Origin of the sequence: Pelistega ratti, assembly GCF_009833965.1 — a bacterium.
GTDB classification, from domain to species: domain Bacteria; phylum Pseudomonadota; class Gammaproteobacteria; order Burkholderiales; family Burkholderiaceae_B; genus Taylorella; species Taylorella ratti.
On the sequence record NZ_CP047165.1, the window covers coordinates 1898788 to 1917677 of the forward strand.

Sequence of the window (18890 nt, forward strand, 5' to 3'; positions counted from 1 at the left end):
ATTCACACTAATATATCGATGATGAATAACGATAGGAAGAAAGGATATTTTAAGGTTTAATCATCAAAGGTGTTATAGCGGATGAATACGGTTGTATCTCCAACATTATCAGTAGCGATTTTTGCTGCCGCACAAGCGGTTAAATCGGTACTGGCAGGACAGTCATTAACAGAAGTATTAACAACAGTACCTAAAGAGCAAAAGGCTGTGGTGCAATCGATTAGTTTTTATAGTATGCGTCATTTGATGTCGGCGCAAGCCCTTGCTCAGCAGTTATTAAGTAAAAAAGCACCGAATACATTGGTACATGCTTTATTATTAGTGGGTCTCAGTTTATTAATAGTCCCTCGTAAGCGAATACATGAGGATTTTACACAAGGTATTCCTTTCTATCAGGATTTTACGATTGTAGATGAAACCCTAAAAGCGGCACAACGACATAAAAAGTCCGCTTCTTTTAAAGGTTTACTTAATGCCTGCTTACGCCGTTACTTACGAGAGCAAGATAAGCTCTGGGAGATAATTGGTCAGCAGGAAACAGTACAGTTTGACTATCCTCAATGGTGGATTGATCTCATCAAAAAAAGCTATCCTCAAGAATGGAAAGCGATTCTACGCACTGCAAATATTCCGGGACCTTTAACCTTACGGGTGAATCGCCGAAAAATAACACGAGAAGCCTATTCAGCGGAGTTAAATCGTTTGGCGATTGCACATCAATGCGTAGGAGAAGATGCCATCATACTGGAAAAAGCTGTTCCTGTTGATCAAATTCCATTTTTTCAGCAAGGCTATTGTGCCGTACAAGATGCGGGTGCACAGATAGCTGCGAGTTTACTTCCTTTGCGAGATGGTCTGCGAGTATTAGATGCGTGTGCTGCGCCAGGAGGTAAAACGGCTGCAGTATTGGAGCGAGCTAATATTGATATGACAGCCATTGATATTGAAGAAAAACGCTTAGCACGTGTTGCTGAAAACTTAAAGCATTTAGGACTTTATAGTGATAAAGTGAGTTTATATACAGCAGATGCGACAACACAGTCTTGGTGGAATGGAGAGCCTTTTGATATCGTGATGGCTGATGTTCCTTGTACGGCTTCTGGGATTGTTCGCCGACATCCTGATATTAAATGGTTAAGAAAAGAAAGTGATATTGCCAAAACAGCTCGCTTACAACGAGAGATTGTCCGTAATCTGTGGTCTGTTTTAAAACCGGGGGGGTATTTTTTATATATTACTTGTTCGGTCTTTCCTCAAGAAGGGCAAGAGCAGGCGACTTTTATTGAAAAGTACTTTTCAGATGCTATTCGTTTGGAAGCACCGGGGCAATTATTACCTTTAGCTACAGATCAGCAACCAAGACCTTGGCATGATGGTTTCTTTTATGCTTTATTCCGTAAAGCAGAGGGTACGCATGTCTAGAATAGGATTGATAATAAGTATGGTGATAGCATTATGCTTTTCTCCTTTATCCTATGCGGAAACAAATTCGCAGGCATTCTTTCATCGAGTAGAAGCAAAAGTTATTAACCCACAACAGCTTCAACTGGGTGTAGATATTGATTTGCAGTTAAGTAATGAGCTAAAGTCTGCCTTACATAAAGGGATGCCTTTATTTTTTACATTAGATGTGAAATTATATGAACCACGACAATTTTGGTTTAATCGATTAATTCACCAAGATTCCTATACAATGGGGCTTCGCTATAATATGCTACTAAGGGAGTGGCGTGTTTCTTCTAATCAACGAGAGTTTAAAGCTTTTTCCCTAGAAGATGCGGTTAAATATATTACGCATTTAAATAATTGGCGAGTATTATTAACGCAATCATTACAAACATCGCAAATGTATGAGGGAGATATTCGTCTTCGCTTAGATACCTCTTTATTGGCAAGACCTTTTCAGATAACCGCTTTTAATAGTAGTAGTGCTTGGTCATTTTCATCATCATGGGTAAATTTCAATTTTCATTCTTTGGATCAAAAGCAAAACAAGTGATTAAGTGGTCACTCAGGATTTGTTTTTTTGTTGTACTTATCGCTGTATTTGTCTTGTTGGCACTCTTGATTGGTGCGGCAGGCAATACCTCTCGTTTTGCCGAACAATTTGATATTTTATTTTTACTAAATGGTGTGTTAGCACTTGCTTTGCTCATCTGGGTGGTGAGTTTGGTGATGGGGCTGTATAAGCAAATTAAGAATAAAAAATTTGGGGCTAAACTCACCTCTCGTTTTGCCTTTTTCTTTGCGATGATTGCCATTATTCCCGGAGTGATGATTTACTTATTATCCGTGCAATTTATGTCTCGGTCAGTAGAGTCTTGGTTTAATGTAAAAGTGGATAGTGCGTTGGCTTCTGGTCTAACATTAGGGCAAGCATCACTTAAAACAATGACAGATGATCTATTAATTGCTGCACGCCGATTAGCGATTAATTTGAATAATGTATCGGATAATAATCTGCCAGCGGCACTTAATCAATTAAGAGGTGATAATCAAAATACGGATATTTTGGTATTTGCGGCAAATGGTACTAAGGTAATTGCTTTTTCTTCTTCTACTTTTGGATCGCTTCTTCCTCAGTTACCCCCCTCTAATGTATTGAATCAATTACGATTATCACGCCAATATGCTAGTACAGAAGAGGTGCTTGTTATGGGTGAAGATGCTGAAAGACCCCAATATCAAATACGAGTGATTCTGCCTTTATTCACCAATCGTTTAGACTCTTCGCTAAGTGCAGGTAATGAACCTCATTGGTTACAGCTTACGCAACGAGTGCCAGAGGATTTTGCCAATAACTTAAATGAAGTGCAAATGGGATACCGTAATTATGAGGAATTGGCTTTATCGCGTGTTGGTATTCGTCAGCTATTCTCAATTACTCTAACGATGGCATTATTATTAACAGTCTTTGCTTCGTTAGGAATTGCATTATGGCTAGCTAAGCGATTGGTCGAACCGTTATTAACCTTAGCAGAAGCGACGCAAGATGTAGCGGCTGGCGTTTATTCACAGATTCCAGAACCAAAACAAAGTGATGAGGTGGGGCAACTGAGTCGAGCCTTTAACTTAATGACAAGCCAATTAGAAGAGGCAAGGCGTCAAGCACAAAATAATCGTTTAAAACTTGAACGTTCACATTTATTTTTAGAGAGTATATTGGCAGGGCTGACTACTGGTGTTGTTGTATTAGATCATGAGTTCTTGGTAACGATGGCAAATAAAGGTGCTCAAGCAATATTGCATGATGATCTTTCTTCTTTAAAGGGGTCTCCATTAAGTTCAAAGGAATCATTAAAGGCTTTTGATCAACTGCTTCGCCGTGCTTTTTCTCTGCATACAGCGGTGGGATCAGAACGGCTTTATTGGCAAGAGCAAATGGAGCTGCAGCAAGAAGATAGCCAAGGGGAAATGCGAGAAGTAACACTCTTAGTAAGAGGAACACAGTTGAAAAATACAGAAAATCTTACTAACTATTTATTAGTTTTTGATGATATTTCTGAGGTAATTTCTGCAAATAGAGCCGTAGCTTGGGGTGAGGTTGCTCGCCGTCTTGCACATGAAATCAAAAATCCACTAACACCTATTCAGTTATCTGCAGAACGTATCCAGATGAAATTATCACCAAAATTAGATGAGCAGGATAGGCAGTTCTTAGATCGTCTGACGAATACGATTGTTAATCAGGTATTTTCACTCAAAACGATGGTAGATGATTTTCGTGAGTATGCACGAACACCACCAGCACAATTTCAATCTGTTAATGTCAATGAGTTGATTACCGATATTGCCATTCTTTATGGTTGGACACCAGAGGGGCAACAAGAAGAGTTGTTATATCGTCAGATTAAGTTAGAGTTAGATCCTACTATTCCTTTAGTTGAGGCAGATGTCACGCAATTAAGACAAGTTTTTAATAATCTGTTATCAAATGCTCGTGATGCAATGGAAGACCTTTATCTGTCAGGTGATGAACCGGGTATTTCTATTCAGACGCAATGTACTATTATGGAGGATTCTTTATCAGAGGATAACCGAGCTGTATTAATTACAATTAAAGATAGAGGAAATGGTTTTCCTGCACAAATATTACAAAAAGCATTTGAACCTTACGTTACCACTAAGCCACACGGCACAGGGCTAGGTTTAGCGATTGTTCGTAAAATTATTGAAGAGCATCATGGTAAGATTGAACTCTCTAATAGTCGAGAAGGGGGGGCTAAGATTTCTATCCTTTTATCACGGATTGTTAAAAAATAATATGTGCCTTTGTTATAATCAAAAGGACGACACTTGAAAACCGAAAAGGATGTGTTGTCAGTCTATTTTAATTAAAAATATATAGGTAGGTTATTTATATGGCCAAGATCTTGGTGGTAGATGATGAGATTGGTATTCGTGAGCTTTTACAGGAGATTCTGTATGAGCAAGGACATGCTGTTGAATTAGCGGAAAATGTTGCTCAAGCACGCAACGCACGCTTAAATGGTCGTCCAGATTTAGTTCTTTTGGATATTTGGATGCCTGATGCGGATGGTGTGAGCTTGCTCAAAGAGTGGAGCTCTCAAGGTTTATTGGATATGCCTGTTGTAATGATGAGTGGGCATGCTACCCTAGATACTGCTGTAGAAGCAACGCGTATTGGTGCGGCGGATTTTTTAGAAAAGCCCATTACATTAACCAAATTATTGACAACAGTTCAACAGGTGCTTCAGCGTCCTGTCGTGGTTCGCACACCTAATTCGCCAACACCTACTTATAAGCCTGTTACGCCTGCCAGTGTCGCTGCTCCTGCTACTACGGGTGTTGCTCGCCCTGCACAACCTTCTGTACCTGTTAGTCCAGTTGAAGACGTTGCTCGTCAAGGTTTCTTAGGCAATATCACGTTGGATCAACCATTGCGTGAGGCACGTGATGAGTTTGAACGTGTTTATTTTGAATATCATTTACAAAAAGAAAATTATAGTATGACACGCGTCTCAGAAAAAACAGGTTTAGAACGGACGCACTTATACCGTAAGCTTCGCCAATTGGGGATTGATTCTTCTCGTAAACGTAATGCTTAAATATCATTATGAAAATTCTGCTAATTGGAGCAGGGCGAGTAGGCTCTAGTGTTGCTGAAAACCTTGTTTCTGAGAAAAATGATATTACGATTGTTGATACGAATAAAGAACAACTAGCTTATCTTCAAGAACGCTTTGATTTAAAAGTTATATATGGAGATGGCTCGTCACCTGATATACTAGCACAAGCAGGCGCAGAAGATACCGATTTAATGGTTGCCTGTGCCGCCACTGATGCGGTTAATTTGGTCGCATGTAAGTTAGCTAAAGATATTTTCAATATCCCACGTCGTATCGCCCGAGTGCGTGGACGTTATTATGCAAAACATCCTAATATCTTGCAGGATCATTTTGGGGTTGATTCTACTATTAGTCCTGAGGATAGTGTTACACAGTATTTACAAGGGTTAATTGCGTTCCCTGATGCATTACAAGTAGTTAATTTTGCAGATGGCAAAATTAGTGTTGTTATTATTAAAATTAGTAAGCGAAGTACCTTACTAGACTATCAAATTGATAAGCAACATTTAAATCTACCGCATGGACGAGGACGTATTCTTGAGTTGGTGCGTGATGGTGAATCATTACCTTTAGACAGATTATTTAATCTTAAAGTAGGTGATGAATTGGTTTTATCTATGGATACCACTGAAATTGATAAAGCCGTTGCACGATTAACGAAGGCAAATAAAAAAGCACGATCAGTCATGATTGCTGGTGGTGGAAATATCGGTGCTCAGTTAGCGATGGTTTTAGCTCAAACAAATTATAACGTCAGAATCATTGAGCAAAACCGAGAACGTTGTGAACAACTTGCTTCTATCCTTCCTGAAAATGTATTGGTACTGCATGGCAATGGAACAGATGAGTCTTTGCTCGTCAGTGAAAATATTGATGAGATGGATACATGGGTATCTACAACCAATGATGATGAAGACAATATTATGTCAAGTCTCTTGGCTAAGCGTTTAGGTGCGCATAAGGTGATTGCATTAATTGCGCGGCATGCCTATGGAGAGCTAATGGAGGGGAGTATGATTGATGTAGCTGTTTCTCCTTCTCAAGCCACTATTGGTGCATTGTTACATGAAGTAAGGCAAGGAGCAATTGTAAAAGGGCATCGCCTTCGTCAAGGGAAATCAGAGGTGATTGAGTTTGAAGTAATTGGTGATGAGAAAAACTCTAATGTTGTTGGTCGTACCGTTGAGGCTATACGTTTACCTTCTTCTTCAGAAATAGCGGCTATTTTGCGTGATAATGATATTATTATTCCAACCAGTGATACGGTTATCCAAAGTGGTGATCATGTTATTGTTTATGCGGCAAATAGGAATACGATGAAGCGAATAGAGAAGCTTTTTCAAGTATCCCTTATGTTTTTCTAAGGGTACTGAAGGTGAAACGCTTCTTTTATATATTTCATTCTTTAGGGATACTAACGCTCTTTTGGGCGGTGATGTTGGTTATTCCCTATATTTTCTCATTGATATATGAAGATGGTTGGGATAAGAACTTTCTCTATGCGATAGGGATTACGGCTGGTATTGGTGCATTTTTCTATCTTATTGGTTTCCCGTTTCATCGTGAGTTGAGAATAAAAGATGGGCTTTTGCTGGTTTTCATGGTGTGGCTACTGTTTCCTGCGGTAGGAACGATTCCTTTTATGTTGCCTTACCACCCCGGCGATTTTTCTTTAAGCTTTACACATGCCTATTATGAAGTGATGTCAGGACTAACAACAACAGGCTCAACCGTTATTGCTGATGTTAGCAGTTTGCCCAAATCGATTAATGCGTGGCGACATGCTTTGATTTGGGTCGGTGGTATGGGTATTTTGGTGTTAGCGGTTGCTATATTGCCTTTATTGGGGATTGGTGGACATCAAGTGATGCGTAGTGAAGCAACAGGCCCAATGAAAGAAGAAAAATTAACACCTCGTATTGCAGGGACTGCCAAGATTTTATACATGCTGTATTTATCTAGTACATTATTCTGTGTATTATGCTACCGTTGGGCAGGATTAAGTTGGTTTGATGCATGGTGTCATGCAGGTTCCACAATGGGATTAGGTGGGTTTTCAACTTATACCAATGGCTATGCGGATATTAATAATCCTAGAGTAGAGTTAGTTGCTTGTATTTTTATGCTTATTGCAGGGATTAATTTTGCAACCCACTTTACTGCTTTGAGAACGCGTAGTTTAAAAGCCTATCTACAATGTCCTGAAGCAATACCATTTTTAACAGTGGTATTATCAAGTGCTTTTTTAATTAGTATGTACTTATTTTTATCAGGTTACTATACTAATATAGAAAGTGCGTTTCGGTATGGTTTTTTTAATACTATCTCATTAGCCACAACAACAGGTTATGCGAATATTGATTATGCTTTATGGCCTATTGTATTACCGATTTGGATGTTGATATTAGGTAATTTCTCTAGTTCTGCTGGTTCTACTGGTGGTGGTGTCAAAATGATCCGTATGGTCATTTTGTGTAAGCAAATAGGTATTGAGTTAAAAAGTCTTATTCATCCTCGGGGTGTTTTTCCTTTAAAGATTAAAAAACGTATTATTGATCGTTCGGTTGTTGGGTCAATTTTGCTCTTTTTAATTCTTTATACCTTGATATTTATGCTTTTTTCTATACTCTTATTAATTAGTGGTTTGGATTATGAAACAGCTTTGTCTGCCACATTAGCGAGTATTAGTAATATAGGACCAGCATTGGGAGAAGCGGGTCCAATGGGTAATTATGGGGTATTAAATGATTTTTCTATTTGGGTATGTACCTTTGCGATGCTCGTTGGGCGGTTAGAGTTATTTACAGTGCTTATTATTTTTACACCTGTCTTTTGGAGAAAGTAAGGGTAGTTATTAGGTGTTGTTATTATAGTATTGTTAAAGCCCTATAAAATACTTTGTGAGAGGTGTTCTTCTGCTTTTTCCCAGAAAATTTGTTGGTTTATCGAAGATTTTATGGGCTTTTTGGGTACTTTTTATAAACGCACTATACAGCACCTTCAAAGTTAATTTGTCGCCATGCATCGTAAATGGTAATGGCAACAGCATTAGAAAGGTTTAGGCTACGAGAGTTTGCTTGCATAGGGAGTCGTATAGCCGCATCTCGTCCAATGATGTCCCATTCTTCAGGTTTTAAGCCTGCTGTTTCTCTCCCAAAGATAAAGCAGTCTCCTTTTTGGAAAGGTATTTCACCTATGCGTTTTTGCCCCTTGGTGGAAATGGCAAATACTCTATGGTTTGCTGCGCCTGTGGATGCAATTGCCTCGGGTAAACTATCATGTACTTTGAGGGTGGCATATTCATGATAATCTAAACCAGCCCTACGTAGTCGTTTATCATCTAATGAAAAGATAAAGGGGCGAACAAGATGCAGTTGTACACCTGTATTGGCAGATAGTCGAATAATATTACCCGTATTAGCAGGCATTTCAGGGGAAACAAGAATAATATGAAACATGATTTTATTTGTATGGTTTTGATCAGATTTAAACTACCTAAATCCCAAAAGAGAGTATCTTTTCGACAGGGAGTTTTCCCATATTGGTTTATTCCTCTTATTATAAGCAATTCTTAATAGGAATAAATAATAAAGAGTTAATTGATAAAGGATCTCTATTAACTAAGTAGTACCTGTATAACTATTAAGGGGTTTCGCTGTTCTAGCGATGACAAAGGCATCTACTTTTTCTACTCCAGCGGCAATTAATGCTCTAGCGGCACAATCTAATGTGCTGCCTGTTGTTAAAATATCATCGATAAGGATAACGTGTTTTTTAGGATAACGTTTAATGCAGTAATATAAGTGACTACTTTTGGCGAAGCGATCTTCTCTATCAAGTGATTTTTGATGATGTTGTGTGGGATGTTTATAAAGTAGGCTTACATCAAGCTGACAGCCTAATTGTTTTGCTAAGTCTTTGGCAAATAAAGTTGCTGGATTAAAACCTCTTTTTTGTAGAGATTGTTCACTACTTGGAATGGGTATTAGTATATCGGTAGGGGATAAGGATATATTTTGTTGTTTAAGTTGCTGATGAAATAGATGTGCAAAGGCTCGGCTAAGATGAGGTTGATAACTATTTTTGAATCGCAGTAATAAGCTATTTAAAGGCGGGATATAATCAAAACCTATAAAAATACGATGTAGAATAAGGCGATGTTCACGGCAGTTTTCACATGGGGTTTCTTTATCAAGAGGTAAAAGGCAATGTGAGCAACGATGGGGGTAGTGGTTAAGACTATATAAAATATCGTGCTGGCATACAGAGCAAAATAGCCCTTTTGTGCTAGGTTCTTGACAGAGAGGGCAAGGAGTTGATAAGAAATTCATCCAACTTTTAAACATAATACCCTTTTATAAAGTGAACATTTTAAAATAGTGGCTACACGCTTTTTAGGTATAACTTTGTATAAGCCTAAAGGATTTTTTTAGTAATTACTAGCCCTAAGGATAAAAATGTCCGACCATTTATCGCCAGATACTTCATCTCTTCAGGAACGTTCTATTAATGCTCGCCATGTTGCTTTACAGTTTGCTCGGCGGCGGTCTTTAGCACAGGCAAGATTTATTCTGGATGAAATTGCTCAGCGAATGATAGATCGCTTATCGTATATTCGTATGCAACCTACCACTTTAATTGATATGGGGTGTGGACCGGGTTTACGTCTTTCTGCCTTACAAGAAAAATACCCTAAGATGAATTATATTGGTGTTGATAGTTGCCCTACTTTTATCCAAGAAGCAAATGATATGCTTAAGAAAAAAGGGGTTAAATCTTTGTTAAACCATATTTTATCGTCTAAATCAGTCTCTTTTATTCAGAAAGATATGGCGGAGACAGGGTTAGCACCAGAGAGTGCCGATATTATTTGGTCTAATCTTGCTTTACATTGGCACCCTTTACCTGAGCGAGTGATGGCTGAATGGCGACGACTATTAAAAGTGGGGGGACTGTGTATGTTTTCTTGTTTTGGTCCCCATACTTGTATTGAGGTCAGGGAAGCCTTAGGGCGAGCAGGGTTGGTGACACAAACCATGGACTTTGTTGATATGCATGATTTTGGTGATATGATGATTGATCAAGGGTTTTTAGATCCTGTGATGGATCAAGAAATTATTACCTTAACTTATAAAACCCCTGAGAAACTACTAGCAGATGTTTATCATTTAGGTGGTAATCCATGTATAGGACGCTCTGATGGATTAAAAGGTCGTCAATGGTATCAAGCCTTACTCGACGGACTAGAGCAAGGACGAAAAGAAGATGGTTTATTACACCTTACATTAGAGCTTTGCTATGGTCATGCTTGGCGAAGTGCAACGACTAAAGGAAGCCAACCTGGGGAAACGCGTATTTCGATTAGTAGTATTGGTTATCGATCATAACGGTATTAGGGAAAAACATACTAGGTTTTTTTCGTAAGAATATAGTATAGTAACAGAATGTGTGAAGAAAATAGTAGATACTATTTTATTTTAATCCTATATGAATATGTTTAACGATGCATGAGAGTGAAAATATGGAGAAAAAATCATTAATTGAGATGTCACCTCGACAAGCCCTTTTCTTTGCTACGATTATTGTGGCAATTCTGGGTTATACGATGATTAATTTAGAATGGGCACCACAGATTTCACTTGTTCTAGTGATCTGCTTTCTCTTGTTATTAGGTGTCGTTAAAAAAGTACGATTTAAAGCGATGCAAGATAGTATGGCTGATGGTGTGATGACAGGTATTGGTGCTTTATATCTATTCTCATTTATTGGCTTATTGGTTTCAGCTTTAATGATGAGTGGGGCGATTCCAACGCTTATGTATCATGGTTTTGACTTTATTTCACCTCATCTTTTTTATGTCTCTGCTTTTGTATTGACTTCTATTGTGGGTGTGGCGATTGGAAGTAGTTTAACCACGTGTGCGACGATTGGTGTGGCATTTATCAGTATGGCAGGTTTTTTTGATGCGAATCTAGCGATTACGGCAGGGGCAATTGTATCGGGTGCTTTCTTTGGGGATAAGATGTCGCCTTTATCGGATACGTGCAGCATTGCATCTTCAGTGGTAGGGATTGATTTATTTGAACATATCCGTAATATGATGTACACCACTGTACCTGCGTGGATTTTAACCGTGCTTTTCTTATGGTTTTTATCGCCAGAGGCTGGTGTAACAGATTTAAGCAAAGTAACCGTTTTACAAGACCAGCTAATAAATAGTGGTTTAGTACATGATTATGCCTTGATTCCTTTTGTTGCTCTTGTTGTATTGGCAGTGCTTAAAGTTCATGCTATCTATACAATCGCCTTAACGATTGTCTTATCCATTATTATTACCTATATACATAGTAGCCCCTCTATGGAACAGTTAGGTGCTTATTTTTTTGTTGGATATAGTTTACCAGAGGGCGTTGATTTGGGTGATGTGGGTAAATTACTCTCTCGTGGTGGCTTAAAATCTATGTTCTTTTCTCAAGTATTAATTATCTTTGCATTGAGTGTAGGGGGATTATTACAAGCACTAGGTATTTTACCCGCGTTATTACGAGGTATTCGTCATCTTATTACAAGTGCTGGACGGGCAGTAGCTGCCGCCGCATTAACTTCTTTAGGAGTGAATGTATTAATTGGTGAGCAGTATTTAAGTATCTTGTTATCAGGAAATGCGTTCCGACCAGAGTTTATTCGATTAGGATTGCATCCTAAAAATCTAGCACGAACGATTGAAGATGCGGGTACGGTAATTAATCCACTCGTGCCATGGAGTGTATGCGGGGTGTTTATTAGTAATGTATTGGGTATTGCTGTATTAGATTATTTACCTTATGCGTTCTTTTGTACCCTTTCGTTAGTATTAACGCTAATATTTGGCTTTACGGGATTAACGATTAGTCGCTTATCACCAGAGGAACAAAGGGCTTTGGCATAGAATAGTGAGTATATGCTATGGTGTTATTGGTATTTATCACACCTTAAATAGGGTATAGCCTATTTTTCCTTATCTAAAGAGGGGAGTTGCTATATTGTTGCTAGCGGAGTTTGGGTAATTATCCTATTCCATAGATAATACAACAACTATATGTAACTCTCTTTTTTTGGGCTATATCGTGTTGTGTTAGGTATTTTTATCCATAAAAATGCCTATATTAAGTTTGACGAGCAAATGGGCTTAATAATAATGCTTGAATAGAGTGTACTTTGATATCAACATAAGATGGTCTGCCATCATAAGCTGTACTAAAAGGGGTATATTGATTAAAAATATGGGCACACTGCATACCAAGATATTTGGCGGTTTTTAGATTTTTAAGTGTATCTTCAACAAGGGTAATATGGTGTGCAGGACAGTTTAACTCTTTTAAAAGTGCTTGCATAAGCTGTAAAGAGGGTTTAGGGCGATATTGACCATTTAAACACATTTGATCAATTGCACAGATACCTTTAAAGCAGTGCTTGATATGTAATGCCTCTAATACTGTTATGGCATAATGATAGGGTGCATTTGTTAGAACGTATTTAACCCCTGGCGTTTGTTGGAGTAAATAGGCTAATCGTGGTTCAGGTTTAACAAAAGCGGTAATATCAAAATCATGGCTTTGCTTTAAGAATTCTATCGCATTAACACCATGGTGTCGTTGCATACCAATCATTGTTGCGCCATAACGTTCCCAATAGCGTTGGCGTAATTGAGTAGCTGCCTCAAAATCTATCTGTAATGCTTGCATAACTGCCATTGTCATACTTTTATCAATTTGAGAAAATACGGCATGAGAGGCATCATGTAAGGTATTATCAAGATCAAAAAGCCATACTCGTTTGGACGTAGGCGATGATTTTATGGTGTTAGATAGTGGGTGAATTAATCGCATTTGTCTTGTTTAAGCGGTAATCATTGTGCCAACATGATTATCTGTTAGCATTTCTAAAAGTAAACAATGAGGAATACGCCCATCTACAATATGTACGGATGGTATGCCTGATTGTGCCGCCTCTAATGCGGATGTAATCTTGGGTATCATTCCGCCAGAAATAGTGCCATTTTTAATGAGATTATCTATTGAGGCGGTAGAGAGATGGGTTAGTAAATTCCCGTCTTTATCTAAAACACCGGGAATATTTGTCATCAGGAGTAGTTTTTCGGCATGTAGTATTTGAGCCATCTTACCCGCAACAACATCAGCATTGATATTATAGGTTGTACCTTCTTCTGGATTAAATCCTATCGGGGAAATAATAGGGATAAATTGGTTTTCTACTAGCGTGTGGATAAGAGAAGGGTTAATCGCCGTTACCTCACCGACATGACCAATATCAAGGGGTTCAGTAGGGTTTTCTTTATTGGACATAAGTTTTTTGCGTGCTTGAATAAGATTGGCATCTTTTCCTGTTAAGCCAACTGCTTGCCCACCTGCTTGATTAATCATACTCACAATATTTTGCTGTACTTGCCCACCTAGTACCCACTCTACCACATCCATGGTTTCTTTATCAGTAACACGCATTCCTTGGATAAAATGACCTTTTTTCCCTAAGCGATTGAGAGCCGAATCAATTTGAGGCCCTCCACCATGTACGATAATGGGATTTAAGCCAATGAGTTTAAGAAATACAATGTCCTGAGCAAAGCTTTTTTGAAGATGCTCTTCTGTCATGGCATTGCCACCATATTTTATGACAATGGTTTTCCCATAAAAATGTTGGATATGAGGAAGCGTATTGGCCAAAAGCGTTGCTTTTTCTGTAGGTGATAGAGTGGTTGTCATTGGCTATCCTTATGATGGTTTGGCTAATGTTTTTTCAAGGGTTTGGATAAACTCTTCTTTATCATATGCACCAATATAGCGTTTGACAATATTACCTTTCCTATCTATTAAAAAGGCAACGGGGGTAAAGCGAATATGCCCAAAAGCCTTAGCAATTTCTCCTGTTTTATCATGTACAATGGTAAATGGTAACTCACGATCTTGGCGGAATTTTTCTATAGCAGCAGGTTTGTCATAGTTCATTGCGACAGCGATTGTATCGTATCCTTGATCTTTATATGTATTGTAGTAGTGGATGGTATCCGGCATTTGGCGAATACAAGTGACACAAGTAGTTGCCCAGAATTTAACCAGAACAACCTTACCTTTTAAATCATTAGACGTAATATCTTTCCCATCTATTGTATGATAGGTGATGGTGGGCTTATCTTCTTGAAAAGCAAAATAAGCCCCTGCAGCAATAGCAATAATAGTGATAAGGGATAAAATTATTTTTTTCATTACTTTATCATTAAATTAAAGTTTAACGTAATGGAGAGGTTGTTACGCTAGAAGATTGATTGGTATTTGTTGAGGTAGTGGCATTACTACTAGCAGCGGTATCTGAAATAATATCAAAAACCTTAACAACACGAACAACACCATCAATAGAGGCAGCGGTTTGTGCTGCAATATTCCCTTCTTGCTGAGTAACTTGCCCCATCAAATAAACAACTCCTTGTGAAGTGGTAATCACAATAGTGCGAGAAGGAATTCCTTTGGTAATAATTAATTCACTGCGTACTTTGGAGGTAATCCAAGAGTCTCTTGAGCGAGAATTAAAGTCTGCAGGAGAGGAGATAACCAGTTCATTGACGACATCTTTTACATCTGCTACGCTTCGTGCAATTTGTGTGACTCGCTCTTTATCTGCTTGTGAGGCGACTTGACCAGTAAGGAGTACTCGTTGGTTAAATGATGTCGCAATGACACGGGTAATATCTGTATTGAGTTGGTCTTTCACTCGGTTTTCAATCGTAATCCCATTGGTTTGATCGGTTAATTGCATCCCTGCTGATCGGCGATCTGATAATACGACACCTGTTGTAGCGGCAGCACCTGCAATCAGAGAAGTGACACACCCTGCTAATAGGGTTGTACTAACTAATAAGGCAATTAAAGAGGGGCGAGAAAAGGTTTTCATCTTAGTTATCTCCTAGAATGACGGCATCTAATCCATCACACATAATGTGAAGTAAAAGAATATGAATTTCTTGAATACGCATGGTGCGGTTATGTGGCACACAGAGATGAATATCAGAGGGTTTTAGAATATCATTTAAAGCACCACCTCCTTTGCCACTTAGGGCAATCACAGTGAGTCCCTTTTGATGGGCGGTATGAATTGCTTTAATGACATTAGGTGAATGACCACTTGTACTAATAGCTACAAGAAGATCGCCTGCTTGTCCTAAGGCACGAACTTGACGCTCAAAAACATCATCAAAACCATAGTCATTGCCCACCGCAGTCAGAATAGAGGTATCTGTATTTAGTGCAATCCCTGCTAGAGGCATACGGTCTCGTTCAAAGCGTCCTACTAATTCAGCGATAAAGTGTTGTGCATCGGCTGCTGAACCACCATTACCACAAGCGAGAACTTTTTTCCCTTGCTGAATAGTTTGAGTCAGTTTTTCTGTGGCTTGGGCGAGAGGTGTACTTAATGCTTCTGCGCTGAGTTGAAGGGCTTTAGCATTATCTTCAAAATGCATTGAGATACGAGTCAGTAAATCCATGTCTTGGTTATGTGATAAGTTTAGAAACTATTAGTATAACCCTGACAGTGTATAAGGTCTGTAAAATTCTTATTTTCGCTTAAATCAAATCTTTCAATAAATTCCTATGCCGAGTGATTATTGGCTATCAAAAGCATATACTAAACATATAGGGTATATTCGATAAGTTCATAGGTAAACAGGGTATAGTTTCTTGCTTATATTAGGTAAGATAAATATTATGTTAATAGTGAGATGCGTTTTTTTGAGCCATTCTTTAACAGGTTTATGCGTATGTTTTATTCATCACTATTTTCCTTACTTTAATAATATCTGGTTTACAGAAAAATAATAGCATGATAAAAACCTATATTTTAATCTCTAAAAAGTAATATTTTTAAGCCAAATTTTCTCGTTATTTTCAATACAAACGGCATCAAAACGACAAAAGGGAGTTTTTTGCTGAAAATAGGTATAAGAAAGAAAGGGGAGAAAGTATTCTGCCGTACGGATAAGACGTTTGATTTTATGAGGGGTGATACTTTGGATAGCACCACCATAGCGATTATGCTGTCGAAAGCGAACCTCAATAAAAACAAGCGTTTGTTTATCTCTCATCACTGCATCAATTTCACCAAGAGGGCAGGCTAAGTTTTTATGGAGTAATTGTAATCCCTGTGATTGTAAATACTCAATGGCGATATCCTCATAGGAAAATCCCTTTTCTTGGGATATAGAGTAATGGTGATTTTTGAATAAGGTGTGAGGTTGTGTATTTTTTGAGTGAGAAGGTTTAATCGTACGGAGTTGATTTTGCTGGAATATCTTTGTCATTGAGGTTATCCTAGGTGCTGATGAATAAAAGTAATAAATAACTTAAATAAGTGCTAAACCTATCAAATATCTGCAAATTTCCTAGGTTTCGCCCATAATACTATATCTATCTTTTATTGGATTGAATACCCTATGTCAATGTGTACTGGACAATTTAGTCCTATTATTGAAAAAAATATTGAAGAGTTATCACGACAATATTGGTCTGAAGCGACTTTATATGTCGTGGCAACACCTATTGGTAATTTAGGTGATATATCCTTACGAGCGCTATACACTTTGCAGTTGGTTGATGTGATTGCATGTGAAGATACAAGAACGTCTAAGGCGTTATTAAATAGCTGGGGGATTGAAAAGCCTTTAATGGCAGCGCATCAACATAATGAAGTACAAGCGGCACAACAGATTATTATGCGTTTATCACAAGGACAGCGAGTTGCACTTATTTCGGATGCGGGTGCACCGGCGGTAAGTGATCCCGGTGGAAAATTGGTCTCTTTAGTCAAAGAGGCTGGGTTTGAGGTAAGAGCTATTCCAGGGGCTTCAGCGGTAATTACCGCATTAATGAGTGCAGGTGTAACAAGTGATGAAAATCCTGCTTTTACCTTTGCAGGATTTGTTCCTCCAAAGGCAAAGGCACGTCAGCAGTGGTTTGATCAATGGTCAAAAAGCGCTGCCGTGGTATTGATGTTTGAGTCACCTCACCGTATTGTGGATAGTGTAAAAGATTTTATATCCATATGTGGTGAAGAGCGCCCATTGGGGATTGGAAGAGAACTGACTAAGCGATTTGAGCAGGTCACTATATTACCAGCAAAAGCACTGTTAGCATGGTTAGAGGAAGATATAAATCACCAAAGAGGAGAGTTTGTATTAATTCTACCGCCTGTGAATCATCAAGCTACTATTGATGAGCAAATGGGTGAGTTAGATCGTTTATTAAAAGTGATGCTCCCTGTTGTGTCAGTCAAAGATGCAGTGAGTATGGCGACATCATTAAGTGGTTTATCAAAGGATATTGTTTATAAAAGAGCATTAGTATTAAAGGATAAGTGAATTTTTTTAGGTTAATACTTAGTTTTTTATGAGAAACGACTGATTAAAGTGGTGGTAAATTGGTTTTCGTTTAATGAACTTGTGATATAGTAAGATTCATTCAGTAAGGATATTTCGGTTTAACTGTAGTCACTCTACTTTATATAACATTTTTAGGTAAACATGAAAAAGGAAGAATTGCTTGAACTGCTTCAAAACGGAGAGAATTCAGGTATTGAATTTAAACGAGATGATATTCGTCCAGAACAATTAGCCAAAGAAATTGTTGCCTTAGCTAACTTTCAAGGAGGTAAGATTCTTCTTGGTGTAGAGGACGATGGTTCGGTCTCAGGGATTCAACGAGAAAATCTTGAAGAGTGGGTAATGAATGTTTTTCGAGATAAAATTCATCCAACAATTCTACCCTTTTATGAAATAGTCAAGTGGGATAATAATAAATCAATCGCTATTATTTCATTTCCTCAGGGTACGGCAAAACCTTATGTTTTAAGAGATAAAGGGCGAGAAGAGATTTATATCCGTATGGGTTCTACCTCTACACTGGCAACAAGAGAGCAAATTGGTCGTTTATATGAAATTGGAGGTATCTTACACACTGAATTATTGGCTGTACCACGGACGGATATGCAATGTTTGGACTTTGTCCGCTTAGAAAATTATTTGAGAGAAGTTTTGCATGACCCAAGTATTCCTATATCTGAAAAAGAATGGCAAGATCGGTTGCTGGCATTAGGTTTTTTGACTGAAGTGGCAGAAACCGTTTACTGTACCATTGCTGGGCTTGTGCTGTTTGGTAAGCGTCCTCGGCGTTATTTACGACAAGCAGGTATTAGAGTAATGGCATTTGATACCTTAGATAAAGACTATAAAGCAAAACTAGATGTTATTCTTGATGCCCCACTCGTTGCCCGAAAAGAAGTAGATGGACAAATTATCGATGGTGGACTGATTGAAAAAGTAATGGAGACTATTATTCCTTTTATTACAGAACAAACAGATAATATTACACCAGACCTTAGAAGAGAAATTATTAGGTATTATCCTCTTGAGGCAATCCGTGAAATGCTTTTAAATGCCTTTGCGCACAGAGATTGGACAAGATTTGAAGATATTGAGCTAGTTATTTATGCTAATCGGCTTGAGCTACTTAGCCCTGGACGATTACCTAATTCAATGACGATTGAAAAGATGAAAGCAGGGCAACGCTCTCCCCGTAACCCGATTATTATGGAAGTTTTAAGAGATTATGGTTATGTGGACGCACGAGGAATGGGTGTAAGAACCAAAATTATGCCTTTAGTGAAAGCAGCGAGCGGTAAAGAGCCAGAGTTTGTTTTAACCGAAGATTATTTGAAAACAATCATCTATCGATAAAATTAGTTGTATTTTTGTAA

Annotated in this window: 18 protein-coding genes; 10 read left to right on the forward strand and 8 right to left on the reverse strand. The window is 38.3% G+C overall.

The window, feature by feature from the left end; all coding sequences use genetic code 11:
* Nucleotides 1–81: 81 nt before the first annotated feature.
* From rsmB to F9B76_RS08320, 6 genes are all read left to right on the forward strand, one after another.
* Nucleotides 82–1422 carry a 16S rRNA (cytosine(967)-C(5))-methyltransferase RsmB gene (rsmB, locus tag F9B76_RS08295; protein WP_159991690.1) on the forward strand — a complete coding sequence of 447 codons (1341 nt, stop codon included), beginning with the start codon at nt 82–84 and terminating at the stop codon, nt 1420–1422.
* 19 nt (nt 1423–1441) lie between these two features.
* Entirely contained in the window at nt 1442–1999 is a 558-nt protein-coding gene (locus tag F9B76_RS08300; RefSeq protein WP_159991691.1) for a DUF4390 domain-containing protein, read from the forward strand.
* Nucleotides 1996–4263, forward strand: a complete 2268-nt coding sequence (locus tag F9B76_RS08305; RefSeq protein WP_243140632.1) for a sensor histidine kinase — start codon at nt 1996–1998, stop codon at nt 4261–4263. Before F9B76_RS08300 ends, F9B76_RS08305 begins: the two co-directional genes overlap by 4 nt.
* 98 nt (nt 4264–4361) lie before the next feature.
* A complete protein-coding gene (locus tag F9B76_RS08310; RefSeq protein WP_159991693.1) occupies nt 4362–5069 on the forward strand; it encodes a response regulator in 708 nt (235 codons plus the stop codon).
* An 8-nt stretch (nt 5070–5077) separates the two neighbouring features.
* Nucleotides 5078–6454, forward strand: coding sequence for a Trk system potassium transporter TrkA (gene trkA, locus F9B76_RS08315; RefSeq protein WP_159991694.1), 1377 nt, complete (start codon nt 5078–5080; stop codon nt 6452–6454).
* A gap of 11 nt (nt 6455–6465) precedes the next feature.
* A complete protein-coding gene (locus F9B76_RS08320) occupies nt 6466–7935 on the forward strand; it encodes a TrkH family potassium uptake protein (protein ID WP_159991695.1) in 1470 nt (489 codons plus the stop codon).
* A gap of 142 nt (nt 7936–8077) precedes the next feature.
* Here F9B76_RS08320 and F9B76_RS08325 read toward each other — a convergent pair whose 3' ends face one another.
* Both F9B76_RS08325 and F9B76_RS08330 read right to left on the reverse strand, forming a co-directional pair.
* Complete coding sequence (locus tag F9B76_RS08325) at nt 8078–8548, reverse strand: tRNA (cytidine(34)-2'-O)-methyltransferase (protein WP_159991696.1); 471 nt, start codon at nt 8546–8548, stop codon at nt 8078–8080.
* A gap of 162 nt (nt 8549–8710) precedes the next feature.
* Entirely contained in the window at nt 8711–9436 is a 726-nt protein-coding gene (locus tag F9B76_RS08330) for a ComF family protein (RefSeq protein WP_159991697.1), read from the reverse strand.
* A 111-nt stretch (nt 9437–9547) separates the two neighbouring features.
* On the opposite strand from F9B76_RS08330, the gene F9B76_RS08335 reads away from it, so the two are divergent.
* Nucleotides 9548–10477 (forward strand): methyltransferase domain-containing protein, encoded by a 930-nt coding sequence (locus F9B76_RS08335; protein ID WP_159991698.1) that lies wholly within the window; start codon nt 9548–9550, stop codon nt 10475–10477.
* Nucleotides 10478–10611: 134 nt separating this feature from the next.
* Nucleotides 10612–12018 carry a Na+/H+ antiporter NhaC gene (gene nhaC / locus F9B76_RS08340; RefSeq protein WP_159991699.1) on the forward strand — a complete coding sequence of 469 codons (1407 nt, stop codon included), beginning with the start codon at nt 10612–10614 and terminating at the stop codon, nt 12016–12018.
* Nucleotides 12019–12235: 217 nt separating this feature from the next.
* Here nhaC and F9B76_RS08345 read toward each other — a convergent pair whose 3' ends face one another.
* The 6 genes from F9B76_RS08345 to F9B76_RS08370 form a co-directional block, all read right to left on the reverse strand.
* A complete protein-coding gene (locus tag F9B76_RS08345) occupies nt 12236–12958 on the reverse strand; it encodes a pyrimidine 5'-nucleotidase (RefSeq protein ID WP_159991700.1) in 723 nt (240 codons plus the stop codon).
* A gap of 9 nt (nt 12959–12967) precedes the next feature.
* On the reverse strand, nt 12968–13852 hold the full coding sequence (gene argB, locus F9B76_RS08350; protein WP_159991701.1) for an acetylglutamate kinase: 885 nt from the start codon (nt 13850–13852) through the stop codon (nt 12968–12970).
* 9 nt (nt 13853–13861) lie between these two features.
* Nucleotides 13862–14353, reverse strand: coding sequence for a peroxiredoxin family protein (locus F9B76_RS08355; protein ID WP_159991702.1), 492 nt, complete (start codon nt 14351–14353; stop codon nt 13862–13864).
* A gap of 22 nt (nt 14354–14375) precedes the next feature.
* Nucleotides 14376–15035 carry a BON domain-containing protein gene (locus tag F9B76_RS08360; RefSeq protein WP_159991703.1) on the reverse strand — a complete coding sequence of 220 codons (660 nt, stop codon included), beginning with the start codon at nt 15033–15035 and terminating at the stop codon, nt 14376–14378.
* Between the two features lies 1 nt (nt 15036).
* Nucleotides 15037–15627, reverse strand: a complete 591-nt coding sequence (locus tag F9B76_RS08365; RefSeq protein WP_159991704.1) for a phosphoheptose isomerase — start codon at nt 15625–15627, stop codon at nt 15037–15039.
* A 360-nt stretch (nt 15628–15987) separates the two neighbouring features.
* Nucleotides 15988–16440, reverse strand: coding sequence for a YraN family protein (locus tag F9B76_RS08370; RefSeq protein WP_159991705.1), 453 nt, complete (start codon nt 16438–16440; stop codon nt 15988–15990).
* A 132-nt stretch (nt 16441–16572) separates the two neighbouring features.
* On the opposite strand from F9B76_RS08370, the gene rsmI reads away from it, so the two are divergent.
* Nucleotides 16573–17496, forward strand: a complete 924-nt coding sequence (gene rsmI, locus F9B76_RS08375; RefSeq protein WP_159991706.1) for a 16S rRNA (cytidine(1402)-2'-O)-methyltransferase — start codon at nt 16573–16575, stop codon at nt 17494–17496.
* Nucleotides 17497–17658: 162 nt separating this feature from the next.
* On the forward strand, nt 17659–18870 hold the full coding sequence (locus F9B76_RS08380) for an RNA-binding domain-containing protein (RefSeq protein ID WP_159991707.1): 1212 nt from the start codon (nt 17659–17661) through the stop codon (nt 18868–18870).
* Nucleotides 18871–18890: the final 20 nt, after the last annotated feature.